The sequence below is a fragment of the Citrobacter sp. LUTT5 genome (assembly GCF_009905315.1).
GTDB classification, from domain to species: domain Bacteria; phylum Pseudomonadota; class Gammaproteobacteria; order Enterobacterales; family Enterobacteriaceae; genus Citrobacter; species Citrobacter freundii.
The window spans coordinates 354,569-378,928 of record NZ_CP047606.1; the positions used below are offsets into that span (position 1 = coordinate 354,569).

The window sequence follows — 24,360 nt, forward strand, 5'->3', positions numbered from 1 at the left end:
ATACACACTCGTCTGCGGGTACAAGTAACTAAGGTGGATGTCGCGTAATGGAGAGGATCACAGTCACTCTCGGGGAACGTAGTTACCCTATCACCATCGCGGCTGGTTTGTTCAATGAGCCAGCTTCATTCTTACCGCTGAAATCGGGCGATCAGGTTATGTTGGTGACCAACGAAACCCTGGCCCCCCTTTATCTCGATAAGGTTCGCGGCGTACTTGAACAGGCGGGTGTTAACGTTGATAGCGTTATCCTTCCCGATGGCGAGCAGCATAAAAGCCTGACGGTTCTGGATACGGTTTTCACCGCGTTACTGCAAAAACCGCACGGTCGTGATACCACGTTAGTTGCCCTTGGCGGCGGCGTGATTGGCGATCTGACCGGTTTTGCGGCAGCCAGCTATCAACGTGGTGTTCGTTTTATTCAAGTCCCGACAACCCTGTTGTCGCAGGTCGACTCCTCCGTTGGCGGCAAAACCGCCGTAAACCATCCCCTCGGTAAAAACATGATTGGCGCGTTTTACCAACCGGCCTCCGTGGTGGTGGATCTCGATTGTCTGAAAACGCTTCCTGCGCGTGAGCTGGCATCGGGGCTGGCGGAAGTGATCAAATACGGCATCATTCTTGACGGTGAATTTTTCAGCTGGCTGGAAGACAATCTGGATGCGTTGTTGCGTCTGGACGGTCCGGCGATGGCGTACTGTATTCGTCGTTGTTGTGAGCTGAAAGCAGAAGTTGTCGCAGCAGACGAGCGCGAAATGGGCTTACGTGCTTTACTGAATCTGGGGCACACGTTTGGCCATGCGATCGAAGCTGAAATGGGTTATGGCAATTGGTTACATGGTGAAGCAGTTGCAGCAGGTATGGTAATGGCTGCCCGTACGTCTGAACGTTTGGGTCAGTTCACCTCCGCTGATACGCAGCGCATCATTACGCTGTTACAGCGAGCAGGCTTACCGGTGAACGGGCCGCGTGAAATGTCCACTGAGGCTTATCTGCCGCACATGCTGCGAGATAAAAAAGTGTTAGCGGGAGAGATTCGTTTGGTGCTTCCGCGAGCGATAGGGAAGAGTGAAGTGCGCGGCGGAGTGTCGCACGAGGTGGTTCTTAACGCTATTGCTGATTGCCAGCAGGCGTAACAACAAGAAAGGTCAGGCTTACGTTGCGAAACGTAGGTCTTTTAGCTTCAGGTTATGTGCAAAGTCGTAAGCATTAACCTTTGAGTGGGGTGTTAAATGGATGAATTCAAACCAGAAGACGAGCTGAAACCCGATCCCAGCGATCGTCGTACTGGTCGTTCTCGTCAATCGTCTGAACGCGATAATGAGCCGCAAATCAATTTTGATGATGTTGATCTGGATGCTGACGATCGCCGTCCTGCGCGCGCACGCAAAGAGCGTGATGAAGAGCAGAACATTGAAGAAGAGTATGAATCTGATGACGATACCGTGGATGAAGAGCGTGTAGAACGTCGTCCGCGCAAGCGTAAGAAAGTCGCCAGCAAGCCTGCCTCCCGCCAGTATATGATGATGGGCGTGGGTGTTCTGGTACTGCTGCTGCTGATTATCGGCATTGGTTCTGCGCTGAAAGCCCCCTCATCTTCTTCCAATGAGCAGGCAGCATCTGGTGAGAAGAGCATCGATCTCTCTGGCAGCAATGCAACGGATCAGGCGAGTGCAACGACACCTGCAACGGGCGCAGAGCAGACTGCTGGCAATACCCAGCAGGATGTTTCCCTGCCACCGATTTCCTCTACCCCGACTCAAGGTCAGGCACCTGCAGCAACTGAAGGGCAGCAGCGTGTTGAAGTGCAGGGCGATTTGAACAACGCTCTGACACAACCGCAAGGCCAGGAGCAAGTTAACAACGCTGTGGTTAACTCTACGCTGCCGACCGAACCTGCGACCGTTGCGCCGATGCGTAATGGTAATGCTGCGCGCCAGACTGCGAAAACGGAAACGACTGAACGTCCTGCGGCTACGCATCAGGAACGTAAACAGGCCGTAATTGAGCCGAAGAGCAAACCGCAAACTACGGTGAAAGCGACGCCGACAGAGCCGAAACCTGTTGCCCAGGCAAAACCAACCGCAACTGCGCCGACTACCACAACCAAAGCGCCTGTGGTAACCGCTACGCCGAAAGCGACCGCTGAGCCGAAAGCAACCACGACGGCGCCAGCACAGACCGCAACGCCTGCGCCAACGGCGACAGCAACAACGACAACACCTGTTGCTGGCGGAGCGAAAAGTGCAGGTAACGTTGGAGCGTTAAAATCTGCGCCGTCCAGCCATTACACGCTGCAGCTCAGCAGTTCTTCTAACTACGACAATCTGAACGGTTGGGCGAAGAAAGAAAACCTGAAGAACTATGTGGTGTACCAGACGACGCGTAACGGTCAACCGTGGTATGTTCTGGTGACAGGCGTGTATGCGTCTAAAGAAGATGCGAAACGTGCAGTGTCTACGTTACCCGCTGATATTCAGGCGAAAAACCCGTGGGCAAAACCGCTGCACCAGGTTCAGGCCGATTTGAAGTAAGATAGGATATGTTCTGCAATGGTTTGCTGTTTCGCCCAATTGCGGGACAAAGACTAAAGCGCAGGATGCTGTCGGAGCTTTCTCCACAGCCGGAGAAGGTGTAATTAGTTAGTCAGCATGAAAAAAAATCGCGCTTTTTTGAAATGGGCAGGGGGAAAATACCCCCTGCTTGATGATATCAAACGGCATTTACCTCAGGGTGAGTGCCTGATTGAACCTTTCGTGGGTGCCGGGTCGGTGTTTCTCAACACCGACTTTTCTCGTTATATTCTTGCCGATATCAACAGCGACCTTATCAGTCTCTATAACATCGTGAAGACGCGTACCGATGAGTATGTGCAGGCTTCTCGTGAGCTGTTTATGCCTGAAACCAATCAGGCTGAGGTGTACTATCGGTTCAGAGAAGAATTTAATGCCAGCCAGGATCCGTTCCGCAGAGCAGTGCTGTTCTTGTATCTGAACCGCTTTGGTTACAACGGATTATGCCGTTATAACCTGCGCGGCGAGTTTAACGTCCCGTTTGGGCGTTATAAAAAACCTTACTTCCCGGAAGCCGAGTTGTACCATTTTGCTGAGAAAGCGCAGAATGCGGAGTTCCATTGCCTCTCCTATGAAGAGTGCATGGACCGTGCGGATAGCAACTCTGTGGTCTATTGCGACCCGCCTTATGCACCACTTTCGGCGACGGCAAATTTCACTGCGTATCACACCAACAGCTTTAGCCCGAAAGAGCAGGCGCATTTGGCCGAGATGGCAGAAAAGCTGGTCAGTAAGCAGATCCCAGTGTTAATTTCGAACCACGATACGCCCGATACCCGTGAATGGTACCGAGCGGCGAAACATTTTCAGGTCAAAGTGCGGCGCAGCATAAGCAGCAATGGCGGCACGCGTAAAAAGGTGAACGAACTGCTGGCACTGTATAAACCAGGAGTCGTAACGCCTGCGAAGAAATAAATCTCAAGGAGAAGCGGATGAAACAGTATTTGATCGCCCCCTCAATTCTGTCGGCTGATTTTGCCCGCCTGGGTGAGGACACCGCGAGGGCGCTGACTGCCGGTGCCGACGTTGTGCACTTCGACGTCATGGACAATCACTACGTACCGAACTTGACCATCGGACCGATGGTACTGAAATCGCTGCGTAAATATGGCATCACTGCCCCGATTGATGTTCACCTGATGGTGAAACCGGTCGATCGTATTGTCCCGGACTTCGCCGCCGCCGGTGCCAGCATCATTACTTTTCACCCGGAAGCCTCCGAGCATGTCGATCGCACTTTACAGCTGATCAAAGAGCATGGCTGTAAAGCGGGCCTGGTGTTCAACCCGGCAACGCCGCTGAGTTATCTGGACTACGTCATGGATAAGCTCGATGTGATCCTGCTGATGTCCGTTAACCCAGGCTTTGGCGGGCAGTCCTTCATCCCACAAACGCTGGATAAGCTGCGCGAAGTGCGTCGTCGCATTGATGAATCTGGCTACGATATCCGCCTCGAAGTGGACGGCGGTGTCAAAGTGAACAACATTGGCGAAATTGCCGCGGCAGGCGCAGATATGTTTGTCGCAGGCTCCGCGATTTTCGACCAACCAGACTACAAAAAAGTCATTGATGAAATGCGCAATGAACTGGCGAAGGTAAGTCATGGATAAGTTTCAGGATATTCGGGGCGCTGCATTTGACCTCGACGGCACGCTGGTCGACAGCGCGCCGGGATTAGCCGCAGCGGTGGATATGGCGCTGTATGCGCTGGAATTGCCGGTTGCCGGAGAAGAACGCGTTATCACCTGGATTGGCAACGGTGCAGACGTACTGATGGAGCGCGCGCTGGCGTGGTCTCGTCAGGAGCGCGCGACATTACGTAAAACGATGGGTAAACCGCCCGTTGATGATGATATTCCCGCTGAGGAACAGGTACGTATTTTGCGTAAGCTGTTCGACAGATACTACGGTGATGTCGCAGAAGAAGGGACATTCCTGTTCCCTGATGTTGCCGACACGCTGGGCGCGCTGCATGCGAAAGGATTGCCGCTGGGTCTGGTGACCAACAAACCGACCCCGTTTGTCGCACCATTACTCGAAGCATTAGATATCGCCAAATACTTTAGCGTGGTCATCGGTGGTGACGACGTGCAGAATAAAAAACCGCATCCGGATCCGCTGCTGCTGGTGGCAAGCAAGCTTGGCATCAAGCCTGAGCAAATGCTCTTCGTAGGGGATTCACGCAATGATATTCAGGCGGCAAAAGCTGCTGGCTGTCCGTCCGTTGGCCTGACCTATGGCTACAACTACGGTGAGTCGATCGCGCTGAGCCAGCCCGACGTTATTTACGACCGTATTAATGAACTACTGCCCGCTCTCGGGCTTCCGCATAGCGAAAATCAGGAATCAAAAAATGACTAAGCCCATCGTTTTTAGTGGCGCACAGCCCTCAGGTGAATTGACCATTGGCAACTATATGGGTGCGCTGCGTCAGTGGGTGAGCATGCAGGATGACTACCATTGCATCTACTGCATCGTTGACCAACATGCCATCACCGTTCGTCAGGATGCTCAGCAGTTGCGTAAAGCAACGCTCGATACGCTGGCGCTGTACCTGGCATGCGGTATCGATCCTGAAAAAAGTACAATTTTCGTGCAGTCTCACGTACCGGAGCATGCACAGTTAGGTTGGGCACTGAACTGCTACACCTACTTCGGCGAGCTGAGCCGTATGACCCAGTTCAAAGATAAATCCGCACGCTATGCGGAGAACATCAACGCCGGCCTGTTTGATTATCCGGTACTGATGGCGGCAGACATTCTGCTGTATCAGACCAACCAGGTACCGGTTGGCGAAGATCAGAAACAGCATCTGGAACTGAGCCGCGATATCGCCCAGCGCTTCAACGCCCTGTATGGCGAGATCTTCAAAGTGCCTGAGCCGTTCATTCCTAAATCCGGTGCGCGCGTGATGTCGCTGCTGGAGCCGACGAAGAAAATGTCCAAGTCGGATGACAACCGCAACAACGTGATCGGTCTGCTGGAAGATCCGAAATCTGTGGTTAAGAAAATCAAACGCGCGATGACCGACTCTGAAGAGCCGCCTGTTGTACGCTACGACGTGCAGAACAAAGCGGGCGTTTCCAACCTGCTGGATATCCTCTCTGCGGTCACCGGCCAGAGCATTCCGGAGCTGGAACAGCACTTCGAAGGCAAAATGTATGGTCATCTGAAAGGTGAAGTCGCAGAGGCCGTTTCCGGTATGCTGACCGAGCTTCAGGAGCGTTATCACCGTTTCCGTAACGATGAAGCTTTCCTGCAGAAAGTGATGAAAGACGGTGCGGAAAAAGCCAGCGCACGTGCTTCTGTTACGCTGAAAGCCGTTTACGAAGCGATTGGTTTTGTCGCCAAGCCGTAATGCGCTCTGTGTTGTTGAAGAAACCGGGTTACGCCCGGTTTTTTTTCGCCTGTTGGTTTGTGAACCTCAAAAAATGTGAAGCGCCTCGCCGTTTGCATATTTCCTCATTGCGTTATATCTTCACTTTAATGAAGATATAAATATTCAATTTACTGAAAATATAAAATGCGTCGGACATTTATCAAGAAAGAGGGGGTTGTGCTGACAACCCTGGCCCGTTATCTGCTCGGTGAGAAGTGCGGTAACAGATTGAAAACTATTGATGAACTGGCAGCCGAGTGTCACTCATCGGTAGGGTTAACTCAGGCTGCGTTGAAAACGCTGGAATCCTCTGGGGCAATCCGTATTGAGCGTCGTGGGCGTAACGGTAGCTATCTGGTGGATATGGATAACCGTACGCTGCTAAAGCATGTGGATATTAATAACGTGGTCTGTGCGATGCCGCTGCCTTACACCCGTTTATATGAAGGACTGGCGAGTGGGCTGAAAGCGCAGTTCGATGGGATCCCGTTTTATTATGCACACATGCGTGGGGCTGATATTCGCGTGGAATGCCTGCTAAACGGCGTCTACGACATGGCGGTGGTTTCTCGTCTGGCGGCGGAAAGTTACCTTGCTCAGGACGGGCTGCGCATCACGTTGGCGCTGGGACCGCATACCTACGTTGGCGAGCATCAGCTAATTTGTCGCAAGGGCGAATCTGCAGATGTAAAACGTGTCGGACTCGATAACCGTTCGGCGGATCAGAAAATCATGACCGAGGCCTGTTTTGGCAACCGTGACGTTGAATTGATCGATATGCCTTATCACGAAAGCTTGCAGCGTATTGCGAAAGGGGATGTGGATGCGGTTATCTGGAACGTGGTTGCCGAGGCCGAGCTGGCGGTTTTGGGGTTAGAAGCTACGCCGCTCACCAACGACCCGCGATTTTTGCAGGCCACGGAGGCCGTGGTACTTACCCGCGCAGAGGATTATGCGATGCAGCAGCTATTGCGCGCCGTTGTTAACAAAGAGGCGCTGCTTGCCCACCAACAACGTGTGGCGAACGGTGAACAGGAACCCAGTTATTAAGTGAAGGCAAACGACATGGAAAACAGGCTTAACATGCTGTGTGAAGCAGGCGTTATCGACAAGGATATTTGTAGCGGCATGCTGCAAGTGGTCAGGCGGTTGGACGAAGAGTGGCGTTTGCCGATTCACAGCGAGCAAGGAACCATGGCGATGACCCATATGGCGAGTGCGTTAATGCGCAGCCGCCAGGGCGAAGTGATTGAAGCGCTGGATGGCGAGTTGCTGGAGGAGTTGGCGCAATCTCATCTCTGGCCAACTATTTTGCTGGTACATCAGGCGCTGATGAAAGAGTTTACGGTGTCGCTGCACGCGAATGAAGAAGGCTATATGCTGGCGAACTTGTATGGATTGTGGATGGCGGCGAACGAAGGCGTCTGAAATCAATGGGGAATGAGCTTATTGCATCTTAAATATTCAAAAAAATGAATATTTAACTGAAGGATTAGAAACGAGGCCGAGAAATGTTTATAGACGCATTGAAACGCCAGAACCCCGCGCTAATCTCCGCCGCTATCGCGTTATGGCAGCAGGGAAAGATCGCCCCTGACAGTTGGGTCATTGATGTTGACCAGGTCATTGAGAATGGCAAACGTCTGCTGGATGTCGCGGGGCAACATGGTATCTCGCTGTATCTGATGACCAAACAGGTTGGACGTAACCCGTGGCTGGCAGAGAAACTGTTGCAGCTTGGCTATGAAGGCATCGTGGTTGTCGATTACAAGGAGAGTCGCGTCATGCGCCGTGCCGGGTTGCCGGTTGCGCATCAGGGACATCTGGTGCAGATCCCGTCGCGGCTGGTCAATGAGGCTGTAGCGCAAGGTACTGAAGTCATCACATTGTTCTCACTGGAGAAAGCGCGCGAAGTTTCCGCTGCTGCGGTGAAGGCCGGCTGTGAACAGAACGTGATGCTGAAGGTGTACGACAAAGATGATTTTCTCTACCCGGGGCAGGAAAGCGGATTTCCGCTGATGTATCTGACGGATGTGGTCAATGAAATCCGCAGACTGCCGGGTCTGCGCCTGAGCGGCCTCACCCATTTCCCCTGCCTGTTATGGGATGAAAACTCCGCGCAGACGATGCCGACGCCTAATCTGCATACGCTGGTAAATGCCCGACGTCAGTTGGTTGAGGCCGGGATTGCCATTGAGCAGCTTAATGCGCCGTCAGCCAGTAGCTGTTCGTCACTCCCCCTGCTGGCGGAATATGGCGTCACCCATGCGGAGCCGGGTCATGCGTTGACCGGCACCATTCCTTCCAATCAAAAAGGCGACCAGCCGGAACGCATTGCGATGCTGTGGTTGAGCGAGATATCGCACAATTTTCGCGGAGACAGTTATTGCTACGGCGGGGGCTATTATCGTCGCGGCCATGCGCAAAATGCGCTGGTCTTTACGCCAGAAAATGACGCGCCTATAGCCGCGAAACTAAAACCCGTGGACGACAGCAGCATTGACTACTACCTGCCTGTGGCCGGTGAGTTTCCGGTGAGCAGCGCGGTGATCTTTTGTTTTCGCACCCAGATCTTCGTGACGCGTAGCGACGTGGTGCTGGTGTCGGGCATTCAGCGCGGCGTAGCTGAAATCGTCGCGCGATACGACAGTCTCGGCAATATTCTGGAGGACTAATGGCCCGATTCGTGGTGTTGGTAATCGACAGTTTTGGCGTTGGCGCAATGAAAGACGTCACGCGGGTCAGGCCGCAGGATGCCGGAGCGAATACCTGTGGTCATATCCTGGGCGAACTCCCGCAGTTACGGCTGCCAACGCTTGAGAAGTTGGGGCTGATTAACGCTCTGGGCTTTGCGCCGGGCGTGATGAAACCTTCGGAATCGGCGGTCTGGGGCGTTGCGGAGCTGCAGCATGAAGGGGGAGATACCTTTATGGGCCATCAGGAGATTTTAGGCACACGGCCTCAGGCACCGCTGCGGATGCCATTTAGCGACGTTATTGATCGCGTTGAGCAAGCGCTGAAAGTCGCGGGCTGGCAGGTGGAACGTCGCGGCGGCGACCTGGCGTTTCTGTGGGTCAACGATGCGGTTGCAGTGGGCGATAACCTAGAGGCGGATTTAGGTCAGGTCTACAACGTCACTGCCAATCTGTCCGCCATTGCGTTTGATGAGGTGCTAAAGATTGGCCGCGTAGTGCGCGAACAGGTTCAGGTCGGGCGCGTCATCACCTTTGGCGGTCAGCTTGCGAACAGCCAGCGCATTCTGGATGCCGCCGAAACGATGGAAGGGCGCTTTGTCGGCATTAATGCCCCACGCTCCGGCGCGTATGAAAGCGGTTTTCAGGTCAGGCATATGGGCTATGGCGTAGATGAGCAGGTACAGGTACCGCAAAAACTGCATGACGCCGGAATCCCTACCGTGCTGGTCGGTAAAGTGGCGGAGATCGTTGGCAATCCGCACGGGCGCAGCTGGCAAAACCTGGTAGATAGCCAGCAGATTATGGATATCACGCTTAACGAATTTAACGCGGAGTCGACGGTATTTATCTGTACCAACATTCAGGAAACCGATCTCGCCGGACACGCTGAAGACGTCGCACGTTATGCCGAACGGCTGCAGCTTGTTGATCTTAATCTTTCACGCCTTCTGACCGCTATGGAGCCAAATGACTGTCTGGTGGTCATGGCCGATCACGGCAACGATCCGACCATAGGGCACAGCCACCATACCCGGGAAGTTGTGCCGGTATTGGTGTATCAACAGGGGCTGGAGCCTGCGCAATTAGGTATCCGGGCGACGTTATCCGATGTTGGCGCTACGGTGTGTGAATTTTTCGGCGCGGCGGCGCCACAAAACGGCTGTTCTTTTCTCTCGGCATTGCGCCTTACAGGAGACACCTTATGAACTTTGATCCGACGGGCTACACCTGGGTCCACGAACATCTGCATATCGATCTCTCCGGATTTAAGAATAACCTCGACTGCCGGTTAGATCAGTACGATCTCATTTGTCAGGAAATGAAGGATCTCCGGGCGTTAGGCGTCAGCAACATTATTGAGATGACCAACCGCTATATGGGACGTAATCCGCAATTCATGCTCGACCTGATGCGCGATACCGGAATTAACGTCGTGGCCTGCACAGGCTATTACCAGGATGCGTTCTTCCCTGAACATGTTGCGGCCCGAAGCGTGGAACAGCTCGCGCAGGAGATGGTCGATGAGATAGTCATCGGTATTGATGGTACTGAATTGAAGGCCGGAATTATCGCGGAAATCGGCTCTAGTGAAGGCGTGATTACGCCGCTTGAAGAGAAGGTGTTTATCGCCGCGGCGCGGGCACACATCGAAACCGGACGCCCCATCTCAACCCATACCTCTTTTAGCACGATGGGAGTGGAACAACTGGTGTTGCTACAGGCGCACGGCGTCGACCTTTCCCGCGTAACCGTGGGTCACTGCGACCTGAAAGATAATCTCGACAATATCTTACGCATGATCGAGCTCGGCGCGTATGTGCAATTCGATACCATCGGAAAAAACAACTATTACCCGGACGAGAAACGCATCGCCATGCTGCACGCGATACGCGATCGCGGACTGCTTAGCCACGTCATGCTCTCTATGGACATTACCCGCCGCTCGCATTTAAAAGCCAATGGCGGCAATGGCTACGACTATCTGTTAACCACCTTTATCCCACAGCTGCGCCAGTCAGGATTCAGTCAGGCCGATGTGGACATGATGTTACGTGATAACCCCTCAAAATTTTTCCAATAAGGACAGAATCATGAAAAAGATTGGCGTTGCTGGCTTACAGCGTGAGCAGATTAAAAAAACCATCGAAACCGCAGCACCGGGCTGCTTTGAAGTCTCCATTCATAACGATATGGAAGCGGCGATGAAGGTGAAATCCGGACAACTGGATTACTACATCGGCGCTTGTAACACCGGCGCGGGTGCAGCACTGTCGATTGCCATCGCGGTGATTGGCTACAACAAAAGCTGCACTATCGCCAAGCCGGGTATTAAGGCGAAAGACGAACATATCGCAAAAATGGTTGCGGAAGGGAAAGTGGCGTTTGGTCTCTCCGTCGAACATGTTGAACATGCGATTCCGATGCTGGTTAACCACCTGAAATAAAAGGCATGACTATGGATCTGTATATTCAGATTGTGGTGGTGGCCTGCCTGACCGGCATGACGTCACTTCTGGCACACCGCTCGGCGGCCGTCTTTCATGACGGCATCCGCCCGATCCTGCCGCAGCTGATCGAGGGGTACATGAACCGCCGGGAGGCGGGAAGTATCGCGTTTGGTCTGAGTATCGGCTTTGTCGCGTCAGTGGGGATCTCCTTTACCCTGAAAACTGGCTTGCTCAACGCCTGGCTGCTGTTCCTGCCGACGGATATTCTCGGCGTGCTGGCAATGAACAGCCTGCTCGCGTTCGGTCTGGGCGCTATCTGGGGCATATTGATTCTGACCTGCCTGCTTCCGGTGAACCATTTGCTCACGGCGCTGCCGGTTGATGTACTGGGCAGCCTCGGTGAGCTGAGTTCTCCGGTGGTTTCCGCATTCGCACTCTTCCCGCTGGTGGCGATTTTCTACCAGTTTGGCTGGAAGCACAGCATTATCGCGGCGGTGGTAGTACTGATGACCCGCGTGGTGGTGGTGCGTTACTTCCCGCATCTGAACCCGGAATCAATTGAGATTTTTGTGGGGATGATGATGCTGCTGGCGATCGCCATTACGCATGATATTCGCCATCGCGGTGATGAGGAGATGGATGCCAGCGGGCTATCGGTCTTTGAAGAACGAACCTCACGGATTATTAAAAACCTGCCGTACATCGCGATTGTCGGCGCGCTGATTGCCGCCGTTGCCAGTATGAAAATTTTTGCTGGTAGCGAGGTCTCAATTTTTACGCTGGAAAAAGCCTATTCAGCGGGGATTACGCCTGAGCAATCGCAGACGCTGGTTAACCAGGCGGCGCTGGCGGAATTTATGCGTGGGTTGGGTTTTGTGCCGTTGATTGCCACCACCGCGCTGGCAACCGGTGTATACGCGGTAGCGGGCTTCACCTTTGTTTATTCCGTTGGTTATCTGGCTCCGAACCCGTGGATAGCGGCAATCCTTGGCGCTATCGTGATTTCAGCGGAAGTGCTGCTGCTGCGCTCAATTGGCAAATGGCTGGGGCGTTATCCGTCAGTGCGTAACGCATCGGACAATATTCGTAATGCGATGAATATGCTGATGGAAATGGCGCTGCTGATAGGCTCGATTTTTGCCGCCATCAAGATGGCGGGCTACACCGGCTTCTCGATTGCGGTAGCGATTTACTTCCTTAACGAATCGATAGGGCGTCCGGTGCAGAAGATGGCGGCCCCGGTCGTGGCGGTGATGATTACGGGTATTGTGCTGAATATTCTCTACTGGTTTGGTCTGTTTGTTCCGGCCTGAGGAGGCGTAAAACATGAAGACGTTCCCTCTGCAAAGTCTTACGCTCGCGCAAGCACAACAAAAGCAGTTTGCGCTGGTGGATACGCTCTGCCGTCACTTTCCTGGCGCTGACTTTCTGGCCGGTGGCGATTTGGGGCTGGCCCCGGGGCTGAATCAGCCCCGGGTCACGCAGCGTGTGGAAAAGGTGCTGGCCGAGGCGTTTCATGCTGAAGCCGCCGTGCTGGTTCAGGGTGCTGGCACCGGGGCTATTCGCGCCGGGCTGGCCGCACTGCTCAAACCCGGGCAGCGGCTGCTGGTACACGACGCACCTGTGTATCCTACAACACAGGTGATCATTGAGCAGATGGGCATCACCCTGGTCAGAGCTGATTTCAACAGCGCCTCGGCAATCATGCGGGCTATTACGCAGTATCGCCCTGATGCCGCGTTGGTACAGCATACGCGGCAGCAACCGCAGGACCATTACGTTTTAGCGGATGTGTTGGCTGAATTAACACAATGCGGCGTACCGACATTAACCGATGATAACTACGCGGTGATGAAAGTAGAGGGTATCGGCTGCGAGTGTGGGGCGACGCTGTCCACCTTTTCCTGCTTTAAGCTCTTCGGCCCGGAAGGCGTAGGGGCGGTTGTCGGCAAGGCAGAGGTCATCGCTAAAATTCGTAGCACCCTCTATTCCGGCGGCAGCCAGATCCAGGGAGCGCAGGCGCTCGAGGTACTTCGCGGTCTGGTTTTCGCTCCGGTGATGCATGCGGTGCAGGCTGGCGTTTCTGAGCGTCTGCTGAATCTGCTCGATAGTGGAGCGATACCTGAGGTGAAAAAAGCGGTTATTGCTAATGCCCAGTCGAAGGTGCTGATCGTGGAGTTTCACCAGCCGATTGCCGCCCGTGTGCTGAAAGCGGCGCAAGAGAGAGGTGCACTACCGTATCCGGTAGGAGCGGAGTCGAAATATGAAATCCCGCCGCTGTTTTATCGCCTCTCCGGGACCTTCCGTGAAGCGAATCCAGAGCTGAGCGACTATGCGATTCGTATTAATCCCAATCGCAGTGGCGAGGACACGGTGCTGCGGATTTTGCTGGAAAGCGTGAGTGCATGTGAGTGAGCGTAAATCTAAAATGAAAAAACCGGGAAATTCCCGGTTTTTTGTATCTGCGCAATCGCGTATATTATTGATTTGCAGCCGGGCCGCAGCCACCAATAATTTTAGAAATTGAAATCGCCGGATGGAATAAATAATCGTAGCTACAGTTGTTTTTTGTGTTTTCAATATGACCAGTACATGCGGTCAGCGTAGCCAGTACACCTGCCACGATGGTGATTTTTGCAAATTTAAACATGATAAAATCCTTGTAAGATATCTATTTTTTAAATGGATGAAATCCATTTCTCGGCGGTTAAGATATCAACTAAGGAAGATTTTAAATAGTCCGAATAAGGACGTGATAATGTTAGGGTAAATTATATTTTTAATGAATTAAAATGCTATGAAATGTATCTATTATTAATAAATTGATGAATGATATTTTATTTAGATTAAATATTAACTTTTGTGAATCATAAATAAATGCCCTGAATATCAGGGCATTTATTAGCATTCAATTAATGATTCGAGAACCAGTTCAGCTTATCGCGTAGTCCAACCACGCGACCGACGATAATCAGCGCCGGACTTTCAACCTGCTGTGCCAGCTCGCCGAGCTGTGTCAGAACCCCGTTGACGACGCGTTGCTTCACGGAAGTCCCGTTTTCTACCAGCGCGACGGTCATATCAGGCTGCATGCCAAATTCAATCAGTTTTTCCTGGATGGTGGCTGCCTGATTCAGTCCCATGTAGAACACCAGCGTCTGTTTCTCGGCCGCCAGGTTTTCCCAGTCCAGCTCACCGCCGGTTTTCAGGTGTCCGGTAACCAGACGCACGCTCTGAGCGTAATCACGATGGGTCAGTGGAATGCCGGAATAGGCAGAACAACCGGATGCTGCGGTAATACCAGGCACTACAGAGAATGGAATACCGGCATGGCACAGCGTTTCCAGCTCTTCGCCACCACGGCCAAAGATGAACGGGTCGCCACCTTTCAGTCGTACCACGCGCTTGCCCTGTTGTGCTTCACGCAGCAGGATCTGATTGATCTCTTCCTGCGGTACGCAGTGATAGCCCGCACGTTTGCCGACGAACACCCGGTCTGCATCGCGGCGTACAAGGTTCATGATGTCGTCGGAAACCAGGCGGTCATAGACCACGACATCCGCTTGCTGGATCTGCTGTAGCCCTTTCAGCGTCAGCAGGCCGGCATCGCCAGGACCGGCGCCAACCAGCACCACTTCACCACGGTGATCCAGCGGTTCGCTGAGCATTTGCTCGGTGGTTTCCTCGACGGCTTTCAGGTCATTGTTCGCCAGCGACTGCGCCAGGCGGTCATTCACGAACAATTTTTCCCAGAAGCGGCGACGTTCACCCATGCTGGCAAACTGTTTCTTCACCCGGGAGCGCAACTTGCCGGCATATTGTGCGACCTGGCCCAAATGCTGAGGCAGTACGGATTCAAGCCTTTCACGCAGCAGACGGGCAAGCACCGGCGATGTCCCGCCGGAGGAGACCGCCACCATCAGCGGCGAGCGGTCGATAATGGAGGGCATGATAAAACTGGCTGCTTTTGGCGCGTCGACCACGTTGCAGAAGATACGACGTGACTCCGCGGCGGTGCTGACGCTTTGGTTGACGGCATCGTCATCGGTGGCGGCAATAGCCAGCCAGCAGGTGTTGAGCAGGGACTCATCGAACGGTCCCTCAACCAGCGTCAGCATGCCTTCATCTGCCCATACTTTGAACTGCGGAATAAACGCCAGTGCATTAACCGTTAAACGGGCGCCCGCTTCCAGCAGTAACCGCGCTTTGCGTTCTGCGACATCACCACCGCCGACGATCAAGCAGTCGCGGTCACGTAGTTGACAAAATATAGGCAAATGGTCCACGACATTACCCCTTAATTAATTATTAGCAGCCGCCTCTGGCTGGTTGATTTTTGCCGGAGCCGGACGCTCCGATTTTGGCGTAGCATACCAATAACCTAATCCCATGAATACGACACCGGACAAAGTATTACCGAGTGTCACCCACAGCAGGTTATGACCAATTCCTGACAGGGTATAAGCTTCGCTGTGATGACCGAACCAGGAGAGGGCAAACAGCGTCATGTTGGCCACCGAGTGCTCGTAGCCGGAAGCGATAAACGCCAGCAGACACCACCAGATAGCGAGGAATTTTGCCGCGCCTTCGGTACGGATTGCCATCCATATTGCCAGACAAACCAACCAGTTACACAGTGCGCCTTTAAAGAACAGCACCGTTGCAGGCGCGGTGGTTTTCGCCAGCGCGACCGAATGGACGATGCTGGTATCGACCGGCAGCAGACTGCCGCCTCCCCAGCTATAAAGCAGGGCGACAAACACGGATCCGACCAGATTTCCCAGCCAGGTTTGCGGCAGGATAGCCCACATTTGGCCGTGGCTGATGGTGCCCGCTTTGACGCCGAGCGTCAGGAACATGGTGTGACCGGTAAACAGTTCTGAACCGGCAATAATAACCAGCGTTAAGGCGATACCAAAGGTTGCACCCATCACCAGCGGACGTACGGACGGGTCGAGCAGGTTACCAAGGGTAAAAATAAGGATGATGCCGAGGCCAACGTAGGCCCCTGCCATTGCCGAACTGACCCAGAACCCGAGCGGGTTATTTGCCGACAGGCGTGCGATGCGCGCAGCGTTAGCCGCACACTTATTGATAGTGTCTGTGAACATGTGTTGATTATCCTTGAAGTACAAAAATAAAAAGAAATCGTAACCGTAGGCCGGATAAGGCATTTATGCCGCCATCCGGCAATGTGCTTTTGCAATTGACTGATGGCGCTACGCTTATCAGGCCTACCAATAAAAGACCTACAAATACGTCAAAAAAGGGGAGGCGTTGCGCCTCCCAAAAATTTATTAACCGCGCAGTTGCACCGTGCCGTCTTTCACTCGCGCTTCGTAATGTTTCACGGAGAACTGTTCGTCTTCCATGCACAGTCCGTCGCTTAAACGAAAGCGCTGTTTTTTCAGCGGGCTGGCGACCCACAGTTCGCCCTGATGCTCAGCGATCAAGCCACGAGAAAGCACGCTGGACTCAAAGAACGGGTCGATGTTGCTGATCGCAAACACCTGGTCACTGTGATACGGGCGGAAAATTGCGACCTGTTCAGTACCTAACAGGGCGCAGACGCCTGTTGCAGGCAGAATGTCATCGATTTTGCAGATGTTTTGCCACTGGCTCATGCGTTTTCCTCCACCAGAGTCACCGGGATACGCTCATAAGGCGTGGCCGGACGATGTTGTTCACGTTCAGGCACAACCTGGACATTCGGATCGCGTTTATCGCTGTTGATAAAGTGTTTGAAGCGAACCTGCGCGGATGGGGTGTTAACGGTTTCTGTCCACTCGCAGACCACCGCTTCACGCAGACGGGCCATCTCTTCTTCAAGATGCTGGTTCAGGCCCAGCTTGTCGTCGATGATGACGGACTTCAGATACTCGATGCCGCCTTCCAGATTGTCTAACCACGGTGCGGTACGGGTCAGTTTGTCGGCGGTACGGATGTAGAACATCATGAAACGATCAAGATACTTGAGCAGCGTTTCGCGATCGATATCTGCTGCCAGCAGGTCTGCATGGCGAGGTTTCATCCCGCCGTTACCGCAAACGTACAGGTTCCAGCCTTTCTCAGTGGCGATGATACCTACGTCTTTGCCCTGAGCTTCCGCACATTCGCGGGTACAACCGGAGACGCCGAATTTCATTTTGTGCGGGGTACGAATGCCTTTGTAGCGATTTTCCAGCTCCACGCCGAAGCCGACGCTATCGCCGACGCCATAACGACACCAGGTGCTACCTACGCAGGTTTTCGCCATACGCAGCGCTTTGGCATACGCGTGGCCAGTTTCAAAACCCGCTTCAATCAGCTGACGCCAGATTTCCGGCAGGTCATCTTTTTGCGCGCCGAACAGACCGATACGCTGAGAACCGGTAATTTTGGTGTACAGGTTAAATTCACGCGCGATACGGCCCACGGCCACCAGGCCTTCAGGGGTAATTTCGCCACCCGCAGAGCGCGGGATCACGGAGTAAGTACCGTCTTTCTGGATGTTAGCCAGGAAGTTGTCGTTGGTGTCCTGCAACGGCGTGTGCTGTGGTTTGAGGATGTACTCATTCCAGCAGGAAGCCAGCAGGGAACCCACGGTAGGTTTACACACTTCGCAGCCGTAACCTTTCCCGTGTTTGGCCAGCAGCTCTTCGAAGGTTTTGATGCCTTCTACACGGATGAGATGGAACAGTTCCTGACGTGAGTACGGGAAGTGTTCGCACAGGTTGTTGTTAACTTCGATACCCTGTTTCGCCAGTTCGGCGTTCAGGACCTGCGTTACCAGCGGGATACACCCGCCACAGCCGGTACCGGCTTTGGTTTCCGCTTTCAGCGCCGCAACGGTATGGCAGCCTTTGTTGATAGCGGCAACCAGCATGCCTTTGGTGACGTCAAAGCAGGAGCAAATCTGCGCGCTGTCCGGCAGTTTATCGACACCGATAGATGGCTTACCGCTGCCCGCGTGTGCTGGCAGAATCAGTGAATCCGGATTTTCCGGCAGTTCAATGGCGTTCAGCACCAACTGCAGCAGATTGCCGTAATCGCTGGTGTCGCCAACCAGAACCGCGCCGAGCAGGGTTTTGTTATCTTCGCTAACGATCAGGCGTTTGTAGACTTCTTTGCTTTCGTCGAGATAGACATAGCTACGTGCACCCGGCGTGCGAGCATGCGCGTCACCAATACCGCCGACGTCAACGCCGAGCAGCTTCAGCTTGGCGCTCAGGTCCGCGCCTTCAAAGGCGTTTTCAGTTTCGAGAATATGGTCAACGGCAACCTGCGCCATTTTGTAGCCAGGAGCGACCAGACCATACACGCGGTTGTTCCAGCTTGCGCATTCGCCGATGGCATAGATGTCCGGGTCAGAAGTCTGGCAGGTGTCATTAATGACGATACCGCCGCGTGGCGCGACGTCAAGGCCGCACTGGGTGGCCAGTTTGTCGCGTGGACGAATACCGGTAGAGAAGACGATGAAATCGACTTCCAGTTCGCTACCGTCGGCAAAACGCATGGTTTTGCGCGCTTCGGTGCCTTCCTGAACGATCTCTTTGGTGTTTTTGCTGGTGTGCACACGCACGCCCATGCTTTCAATTTTGCGACGTAACTGCTCGCCACCCATATGATCCAGCTGTTCAGCCATCAGCATTGGGGCGAATTCAATCACGTGGGTTTCAACGCCGAGGCTTTTCAGCGCACCAGCGGCTTCCAGGCCCAGCAGGCCACCGCCGACCACGGCACCACGTTTGCTACGGCGCGCGCAAGACTCAATCGCGTTGAGGTCTTCGATGGTGCGGTAAACGAAGCAGTCCTGGGTTTCCGAACCTTTAATCGGTGGGATCCACGGGTAAGAGCCCGTCGCCATGATTAGCTTATCGTAGTAAACCGTACGACCTGCGCTGGAGTGGATTACTTTCTCCTGGCGATTAATGGTAATTGCGCGCTCGCCCACTAACACCTTAACGCCGTGCTTCTCGTAGAATCCTTCACGCACCAGAGAAAGCTCTTCGGCGGTGTGGTGGGAGAAGTAGGAAGACAGGTGTACGCGGTCGTATGCTTTGCGGGGTTCTTCACAGAAGACGGTAATATCAAAATTGGCAGCGTCGGATTTATCAAGAAGATCCTCAATAAAGCGATGGCCGACCATACCATTACCGATAATAGCGAGTCTGACTTTGCTCATTTTTGCCTCGATTTCTTTTCTATTACTGCCTACCTTAACGATTCAGCAACCGCACTTATTGATGCAAATCAAATTCGCCCTTATATACTCCTTAAGAGGTATATAACTGATTTGTCAGCATTTTTATAAGTGACGGAATTATTTGAGTTTTCGTGTTTGTATAAATAGCGTACAAATTAAGGGGTTTTTGTAAGAATTGGCCTACATGACCAGTGAAAGAAGAGAGGAGGCGAAAATATGCCGGATGATGTGGATACCATCCGGCAGTGTGTAGACCGGGCTAGCGAAGCGCCCCCGGCACTGAGATTAATGCGTTGCTGGCGCGTTATGCTGGCGATGACGCGTGACGAAGCCAAGAATAAAGCACATTACGAATACAACCGCATACAAGCCGTTAGCCGTCTGCAATGCCGCCTGCGGGCCGCTATGTGCCACAATAGGGCCGGTTACCACGAAGGTGAGCATAGTACCAATGGTGCCGCAGGTCAGAACGAAGTTAACCAGTTTGGGTGAGGCGACCTTCGTCTGCTGGGAGCCAAGGGTAATGATGGTGGTATAAATCGCGCTGGAGAAGAAGCCCAGCGTCAGAATGAACCACGGCATATGTTCCGGCGTACCCGTGATAAACAGATACATCAGTACGGTGGCCAGACCCGCCAGTACGGTCAGGATGCGTTGCAAATCGAAGAAACGCAGAATGAAGCTAAACGCCCACATGCCAACCATGTAAGACATCCAAAAGTCGCTGACCAGTTTACCTGCGTCGTTCAGGCTCATACCCAGGCTTTTGGCGTATTCCGGAACCCAGGAGATAAAGCCCAACTGACCGAGGATGTAGCACAGCGCGGCGATCGCCAGAAACAGCACGCCAATCCCCCATTTTTCTTTTACTACCGGCGCGTCTGACTGCTGAGCGTGTTTACCCAGTGCCGGAAATTCACAACCGAAGGTCAGCAGGAAAATAGCGACGTATACCAGGCCGATGCAGGCATAGACCCAATACCATTCGATGCTGCGTGCTAACAGGAACGCGGCAACCATCGGGAAAATCATCCCGGCCATGCTGAAGAAGGAGTCAGTAAACAGCAAGCGGGAACCGCGCTGGCGACCTTCGTACATTTGAGTTACCAGGAACGTACCAATCGACATGGTTATACCGCTCACAAGACCCAATACAAACATGGCGGCAGAGAACAAGGCCAGGCTATGGCTGAGCATCAGTCCGGCGACTGCCAGTACCATCAGGATAAAGCCGAAGCGCAACTGGGTTTTCAGGGGCACGATTTCCATTAGCCATGCATTCAGAAAGATAGAGATCAGAATGCCGGCATTCAGGAAGGTGAAGGTGTTACTCATACTGGAAACGGGCAAATGGAAGTAATCTGCGATGTTTCCCATCACCATCCCGGTGACAATTACCAACGCACCTGTCAGGGCGTAGGAGAGAAAGCTAATCCATGTGAGCTTGATGCGATTGCTGTTAGTCATGACTGGCCTGTATAGAAGTGTAAGGCGCATTGACTGCGCCGTGAGCGGGCAGATTTTAGGCGCTTTTGTGATGTATTTAAATATTTATTGGTAATGACTTTGTTTATTACATTTTTGTATGTGATCTAAATCACATTGATTCATGCGGCAGTAAGGTTACATTTGTTTCAAGTACGTAAAATTAGGTAAAGGGATGGCCTTGTCCTTGAAGGCTCTTTAGAATCAATTCACTTGCTTCATTTCTGCTCTTGTTAAGGAATTCTCATGCTCAAATCGACTCTGGCGGCTGTTGCAGCTGTTCTCGCTCTTTCTGCTCTCTCTCCCGCAGCACTGGCAGCAAAAGGTGACCCTCATGTTCTGCTGACAACCTCTGCTGGTAACATTGAGCTGGAGCTGAACAGTCAGAAAGCCCCGGTTTCAGTGCAAAACTTTGTCGATTATGTCAACAGCGGTTTCTATAACAACACTACGTTCCACCGTGTGATCCCTGGCTTCATGGTGCAGGGTGGCGGTTTTACCGAGCAGATGCAGCAGAAGAAACCTAACCCGCCCATCAAGAATGAAGCTGATAACGGACTGCGTAATACCCGCGGCACGATTGCTATGGCGCGCACTGCGGATAAAGACAGCGCGACCAGCCAGTTCTTTATCAACATTGCAGACAACGCTTTCCTCGATCACGGCCAGCGCGACTTTGGCTATGCTGTATTCGGAAAAGTTGTGAAAGGTATGGATGTCGCGGATAAGATCTCTCAGGTACAGACCCATGATGTCGGTCCATACCAGAATGTTCCGTCAAAACCGATTGTTATCCTTTCTGCTAAAGTTCTGCCGTAATCGCATCTAGCGCGGGTAGTTCTTGCCCGCGTTCACCCCTCTCTCTGCGTAACCCGAAATTGCTGCTTATACTTGTGGCAAGTGTCGGCTCATTCAGGGAGGTCACGTGAAAAAACTCACCGATAAACAAAAGTCCAGGCTGTGGGAACAGCGGCGAAACGCCAATTTCCAGGCCAGCCGACGGCTGGAAGGCGTAGATATTCTACGGGTTACTCTGAGTGCTGAAGACGCTCTGGCGCGTCTTGAAGAGCTGAGGAGGCACTATGAGCGATAAATTCGGTGATGGTCGCGACCCGTATTTATATCCGGGCCTGAATGTCATGCGTAACCGTCTGGGGATTCATCAGGCGCAGCGTTTGGCGCAGGCGGCTTATGAACTGACGGCGCTGCGTGCGGCGACTATCGAATTGGGGCCGCTTAAACGAGGCTTACCGCACCTGTGCGCCATTCATCGCCAGCTGTATCGAGATATTTTTGACTGGGCGGGACACCTGCGCGAAGTCGATATTTACCAGGGCGATACTCGCTTTTGCCATTTCGCCTATATCGAGAAAGAGGGCAATGCACTGATGCAGGACCTGGAAGATGAGTCCTGGCTGGTGGGATTACCGGAAGACAAGTTTGTCGATCGTCTTGCGCACTATTATTGCGAAATCAATGTGCTGCATCCGTTTCGCATTGGTAGCGGTCTGGCGCAGCGTATTTTCTTCGAACAGTTAGCGATTCATGCAGGGTATGTGCTGAGCTGGGATGGCATTCCGGTTGAGGAGTGGAATCAGGCTAATCAGAGCGGGGCGATGGGTGACCTGTCTGCACTGCGGGCGATATTTCGTAAAGTGGTAAGCGAAGCACCGGAAACTGAGTAGAATAGCGCGGTTCTTATGTACCGGAGCCGCCATGATCCTGCTTATCGATAACTATGATTCTTTCACCTGGAACCTGTACCAATACTTCTGCGAACTGGAGGCAGATGTCCTTGTCAGGCGCAACGACGAGTTGACGCTGGCGCAAATTGACGCGCTGAGCCCGCAAAAAATCGTCATTTCCCCGGGGCCCTGTACGCCGGATGACGCCGGTATTTCGCTGGAGGTTATTCGCTATTTCTCAGGGAAGATCCCACTGCTGGGCGTTTGTCTGGGGCACCAGGCGATGGCGCAGGCCTTTGGCGCGACCGTGGTTCGGGCGGCGAAAGTGATGCATGGTAAAACGTCGCCGATTACGCATAACGGGCAGGGCGTTTTTCAGGGGCTCGCCAATCCATTAACGGTAACGCGCTACCATTCTCTGGTGGTCGCTCCCGAAACCCTTCCTGACTGCTTTGAGGTGACCGCCTGGAGTGAAACACAGGAGATCATGGGTATTCGCCACCGGGAGTGGGATATGGAAGGGGTGCAGTTTCACCCGGAGAGCATTCTCAGCGAACAGGGGCATCAGCTGCTGGCTAATTTCCTCAACCGGTGATTTGTGGTTGCTATTCAGTGATTTTTTATTCATATTTTGTGATTATAATTTCACTAGCATTTCTGCTTAACAGGGTGGTAATGACATGGCAACTGAACAAACTGCAATTACACGCGCGACATTCGATGAAGTGATTCTGCCGATTTATGCACCGGCTGAGTTTATCCCGGTAAAAGGGAAAGGGAGTCGAGTATGGGATCAACAGGGTAAAGAGTATGTTGATTTCGCGGGCGGCATTGCAGTTACCGCGTTAGGGCATTGTCATCCTGCGCTGGTTGAGGCGTTAAAAACCCAGGGTGAAACCCTGTGGCATACCAGCAACGTTTTCACCAACGAGCCTGCGTTGCGCTTAGGCCGTAAAATCATAGAGGCAACATTCGCCGAGCGCGTACTGTTCATGAACTCCGGTACCGAAGCTAACGAAACCGCCTTTAAGCTGGCGCGCCACTATGCCTGCGTGCGTCATAGCCCGTTCAAAACCAAAATCATTGCCTTCCATAACGCGTTTCATGGTCGCTCGCTGTTTACCGTATCCGTCGGCGGGCAGCCGAAATATTCCGACGGCTTTGGACCAAAGCCGGCAGATATCATCCATGTCCCGTTTAACGATCTGCATGCGGTCAAAGCGGTGATGGACGATCACACCTGCGCGGTGGTGATCGAGCCTATTCAGGGCGAGGGTGGTGTTACTGCGGCAACGCCGGCATTCCTGCATGGCTTGCGTGAACTTTGTGATCAGCACCAGGCGCTGTTGGTATTTGATGAAGTACAGAGCGGGATGGGGCGTACTGGCTCACTGTTTGCCTATATGCACTACGGCGTGACGCCGGATATCCTCACCAGCGCCAAGGCGCTCGGTGGCGGTTTCCCGGTGAGCGCGGTGCTGACCACCCAGGAGATTGCCTCCGCGTTCCACGTGGGTTCACACGGCTCCACATACGGCGGTAACCCGCTGGCCTGCGCGGTTGCGGGAGCTGCGTTTGATATCATCAACACGCCGGAAGTGCTGGAAGGTATTCAGGCCAAACGCCAGGCGTTTGTTCAGCATTTGCAGAAAATTGACCAGCAGTTTGACATTTTCAGCGACATTCGCGGTATGGGACTGCTGATTGGCGCCGAACTGAAGCCGCAGTTTAAAGGCCGGGCGCGTGATTTCTTGTACGCCGCGGCGAATGAAGGCGTGATGGTATTGAACGCCGGACCGGACGTGATGCGTTTCGCGCCGTCGCTGGTGGTGGAGCAGACTGATATCGATGAAGGGATGCAGCGCTTCGCGCAGGCCGTGGCGAAAGTGGTGGGTTGATGGATTGCCGGA

25 protein-coding genes are annotated in these 24,360 nt (G+C 53.2%); 19 read left to right on the top strand and 6 right to left on the bottom strand.

The window, feature by feature from the left end:
- Nucleotides 1-47 precede the first annotated feature (47 nt).
- From aroB to GUC46_RS01705, 14 genes are all read left to right on the top strand, one after another.
- Complete coding sequence (gene aroB, locus GUC46_RS01640; RefSeq protein WP_003837915.1) at nucleotides 48-1,136, top strand: 3-dehydroquinate synthase; 1,089 nt, start codon at nucleotides 48-50, stop codon at nucleotides 1,134-1,136.
- A gap of 96 nt (nucleotides 1,137-1,232) precedes the next feature.
- Nucleotides 1,233-2,534, top strand: a complete 1,302-nt coding sequence (gene damX, locus GUC46_RS01645; protein ID WP_032937261.1) for a cell division protein DamX — start codon at nucleotides 1,233-1,235, stop codon at nucleotides 2,532-2,534.
- A 117-nt stretch (nucleotides 2,535-2,651) separates the two neighbouring features.
- Nucleotides 2,652-3,488 carry an adenine-specific DNA-methyltransferase gene (gene dam, locus GUC46_RS01650; protein ID WP_003023558.1) on the top strand — a complete coding sequence of 279 codons (837 nt, stop codon included), beginning with the start codon at nucleotides 2,652-2,654 and terminating at the stop codon, nucleotides 3,486-3,488.
- Between the two features lie 17 nt (nucleotides 3,489-3,505).
- Nucleotides 3,506-4,183 (top strand): ribulose-phosphate 3-epimerase, encoded by a 678-nt coding sequence (gene rpe, locus GUC46_RS01655; protein ID WP_003023561.1) that lies wholly within the window; start codon nucleotides 3,506-3,508, stop codon nucleotides 4,181-4,183.
- Complete coding sequence (gene gph / locus GUC46_RS01660) at nucleotides 4,176-4,934, top strand: phosphoglycolate phosphatase (protein ID WP_003837920.1); 759 nt, start codon at nucleotides 4,176-4,178, stop codon at nucleotides 4,932-4,934. The genes rpe and gph overlap by 8 nt, the downstream gene beginning before the upstream one ends.
- Nucleotides 4,927-5,931, top strand: coding sequence for a tryptophan--tRNA ligase (gene trpS, locus GUC46_RS01665; RefSeq protein ID WP_003023564.1), 1,005 nt, complete (start codon nucleotides 4,927-4,929; stop codon nucleotides 5,929-5,931). The genes gph and trpS overlap by 8 nt, the downstream gene beginning before the upstream one ends.
- Before the next feature lie 165 nt (nucleotides 5,932-6,096).
- Nucleotides 6,097-7,002 (top strand): GntR family transcriptional regulator YhfZ, encoded by a 906-nt coding sequence (gene yhfZ / locus GUC46_RS01670; protein ID WP_044701428.1) that lies wholly within the window; start codon nucleotides 6,097-6,099, stop codon nucleotides 7,000-7,002.
- 15 nt (nucleotides 7,003-7,017) lie between these two features.
- Nucleotides 7,018-7,380 carry a PRD domain-containing protein gene (locus GUC46_RS01675; protein WP_160179686.1) on the top strand — a complete coding sequence of 121 codons (363 nt, stop codon included), beginning with the start codon at nucleotides 7,018-7,020 and terminating at the stop codon, nucleotides 7,378-7,380.
- An 83-nt stretch (nucleotides 7,381-7,463) separates the two neighbouring features.
- Nucleotides 7,464-8,627, top strand: a complete 1,164-nt coding sequence (locus GUC46_RS01680) for a YhfX family PLP-dependent enzyme (protein ID WP_003023571.1) — start codon at nucleotides 7,464-7,466, stop codon at nucleotides 8,625-8,627.
- Entirely contained in the window at nucleotides 8,627-9,853 is a 1,227-nt protein-coding gene (locus GUC46_RS01685; RefSeq protein ID WP_160179688.1) for a phosphopentomutase, read from the top strand. Before GUC46_RS01680 ends, GUC46_RS01685 begins: the two co-directional genes overlap by 1 nt.
- Nucleotides 9,850-10,728: a phosphotriesterase-related protein gene (locus GUC46_RS01690; protein WP_044701432.1), complete on the top strand. Its 879-nt coding sequence runs from the start codon at nucleotides 9,850-9,852 to the stop codon at nucleotides 10,726-10,728. The genes GUC46_RS01685 and GUC46_RS01690 overlap by 4 nt, the downstream gene beginning before the upstream one ends.
- A gap of 10 nt (nucleotides 10,729-10,738) precedes the next feature.
- Complete coding sequence (locus GUC46_RS01695; RefSeq protein WP_003023576.1) at nucleotides 10,739-11,092, top strand: DUF2620 domain-containing protein; 354 nt, start codon at nucleotides 10,739-10,741, stop codon at nucleotides 11,090-11,092.
- 11 nt (nucleotides 11,093-11,103) lie between these two features.
- Nucleotides 11,104-12,408, top strand: a complete 1,305-nt coding sequence (locus GUC46_RS01700; protein WP_003847963.1) for a YhfT family protein — start codon at nucleotides 11,104-11,106, stop codon at nucleotides 12,406-12,408.
- A 13-nt stretch (nucleotides 12,409-12,421) separates the two neighbouring features.
- The gene (locus GUC46_RS01705) at nucleotides 12,422-13,510 is read left to right on the top strand and encodes an aminotransferase class I/II-fold pyridoxal phosphate-dependent enzyme (RefSeq protein WP_057101797.1); all 1,089 of its coding nucleotides are present in this window, start codon (nucleotides 12,422-12,424) and stop codon (nucleotides 13,508-13,510) included.
- Nucleotides 13,511-13,574: 64 nt separating this feature from the next.
- On the opposite strand, the gene GUC46_RS01710 is transcribed toward GUC46_RS01705, so the two are convergent.
- From GUC46_RS01710 to tsgA, 6 genes are all read right to left on the bottom strand, one after another.
- Complete coding sequence (locus GUC46_RS01710) at nucleotides 13,575-13,745, bottom strand: YhfL family protein (RefSeq protein ID WP_003837939.1); 171 nt, start codon at nucleotides 13,743-13,745, stop codon at nucleotides 13,575-13,577.
- A gap of 262 nt (nucleotides 13,746-14,007) precedes the next feature.
- Entirely contained in the window at nucleotides 14,008-15,381 is a 1,374-nt protein-coding gene (gene cysG / locus GUC46_RS01715) for a siroheme synthase CysG (protein ID WP_016151091.1), read from the bottom strand.
- Nucleotides 15,382-15,396: 15 nt separating this feature from the next.
- Nucleotides 15,397-16,206 (bottom strand): nitrite transporter NirC, encoded by an 810-nt coding sequence (nirC, locus tag GUC46_RS01720; RefSeq protein ID WP_003023587.1) that lies wholly within the window; start codon nucleotides 16,204-16,206, stop codon nucleotides 15,397-15,399.
- A 186-nt stretch (nucleotides 16,207-16,392) separates the two neighbouring features.
- The gene (gene nirD / locus GUC46_RS01725; protein WP_042312029.1) at nucleotides 16,393-16,719 is read right to left on the bottom strand and encodes a nitrite reductase small subunit NirD; all 327 of its coding nucleotides are present in this window, start codon (nucleotides 16,717-16,719) and stop codon (nucleotides 16,393-16,395) included.
- On the bottom strand, nucleotides 16,716-19,259 hold the full coding sequence (gene nirB, locus GUC46_RS01730) for an NADPH-nitrite reductase large subunit (RefSeq protein WP_003023592.1): 2,544 nt from the start codon (nucleotides 19,257-19,259) through the stop codon (nucleotides 16,716-16,718). The genes nirD and nirB overlap by 4 nt, the downstream gene beginning before the upstream one ends.
- 306 nt (nucleotides 19,260-19,565) lie before the next feature.
- On the bottom strand, nucleotides 19,566-20,747 hold the full coding sequence (gene tsgA, locus GUC46_RS01735) for an MFS transporter TsgA (RefSeq protein ID WP_003023593.1): 1,182 nt from the start codon (nucleotides 20,745-20,747) through the stop codon (nucleotides 19,566-19,568).
- A 264-nt stretch (nucleotides 20,748-21,011) separates the two neighbouring features.
- On the opposite strand from tsgA, the gene ppiA reads away from it, so the two are divergent.
- The 5 genes from ppiA to GUC46_RS01760 all read left to right on the top strand — a co-directional run bounded on the left by ppiA (nucleotide 21,012) and on the right by GUC46_RS01760 (nucleotide 24,348).
- Nucleotides 21,012-21,584 (top strand): peptidylprolyl isomerase A, encoded by a 573-nt coding sequence (gene ppiA, locus GUC46_RS01740; RefSeq protein ID WP_003023595.1) that lies wholly within the window; start codon nucleotides 21,012-21,014, stop codon nucleotides 21,582-21,584.
- A gap of 106 nt (nucleotides 21,585-21,690) precedes the next feature.
- Nucleotides 21,691-21,858 (top strand): YhfG family protein, encoded by a 168-nt coding sequence (locus GUC46_RS01745; RefSeq protein ID WP_003023597.1) that lies wholly within the window; start codon nucleotides 21,691-21,693, stop codon nucleotides 21,856-21,858.
- The gene (locus GUC46_RS01750) at nucleotides 21,848-22,450 is read left to right on the top strand and encodes a putative adenosine monophosphate-protein transferase Fic (protein ID WP_003023599.1); all 603 of its coding nucleotides are present in this window, start codon (nucleotides 21,848-21,850) and stop codon (nucleotides 22,448-22,450) included. Before GUC46_RS01745 ends, GUC46_RS01750 begins: the two co-directional genes overlap by 11 nt.
- A 31-nt stretch (nucleotides 22,451-22,481) precedes the next feature.
- Nucleotides 22,482-23,045: an aminodeoxychorismate synthase component 2 gene (gene pabA, locus GUC46_RS01755; protein WP_130715240.1), complete on the top strand. Its 564-nt coding sequence runs from the start codon at nucleotides 22,482-22,484 to the stop codon at nucleotides 23,043-23,045.
- An 85-nt stretch (nucleotides 23,046-23,130) separates the two neighbouring features.
- A complete protein-coding gene (locus GUC46_RS01760; protein ID WP_130715239.1) occupies nucleotides 23,131-24,348 on the top strand; it encodes an aspartate aminotransferase family protein in 1,218 nt (405 codons plus the stop codon).
- Nucleotides 24,349-24,360 lie beyond the last annotated feature (12 nt).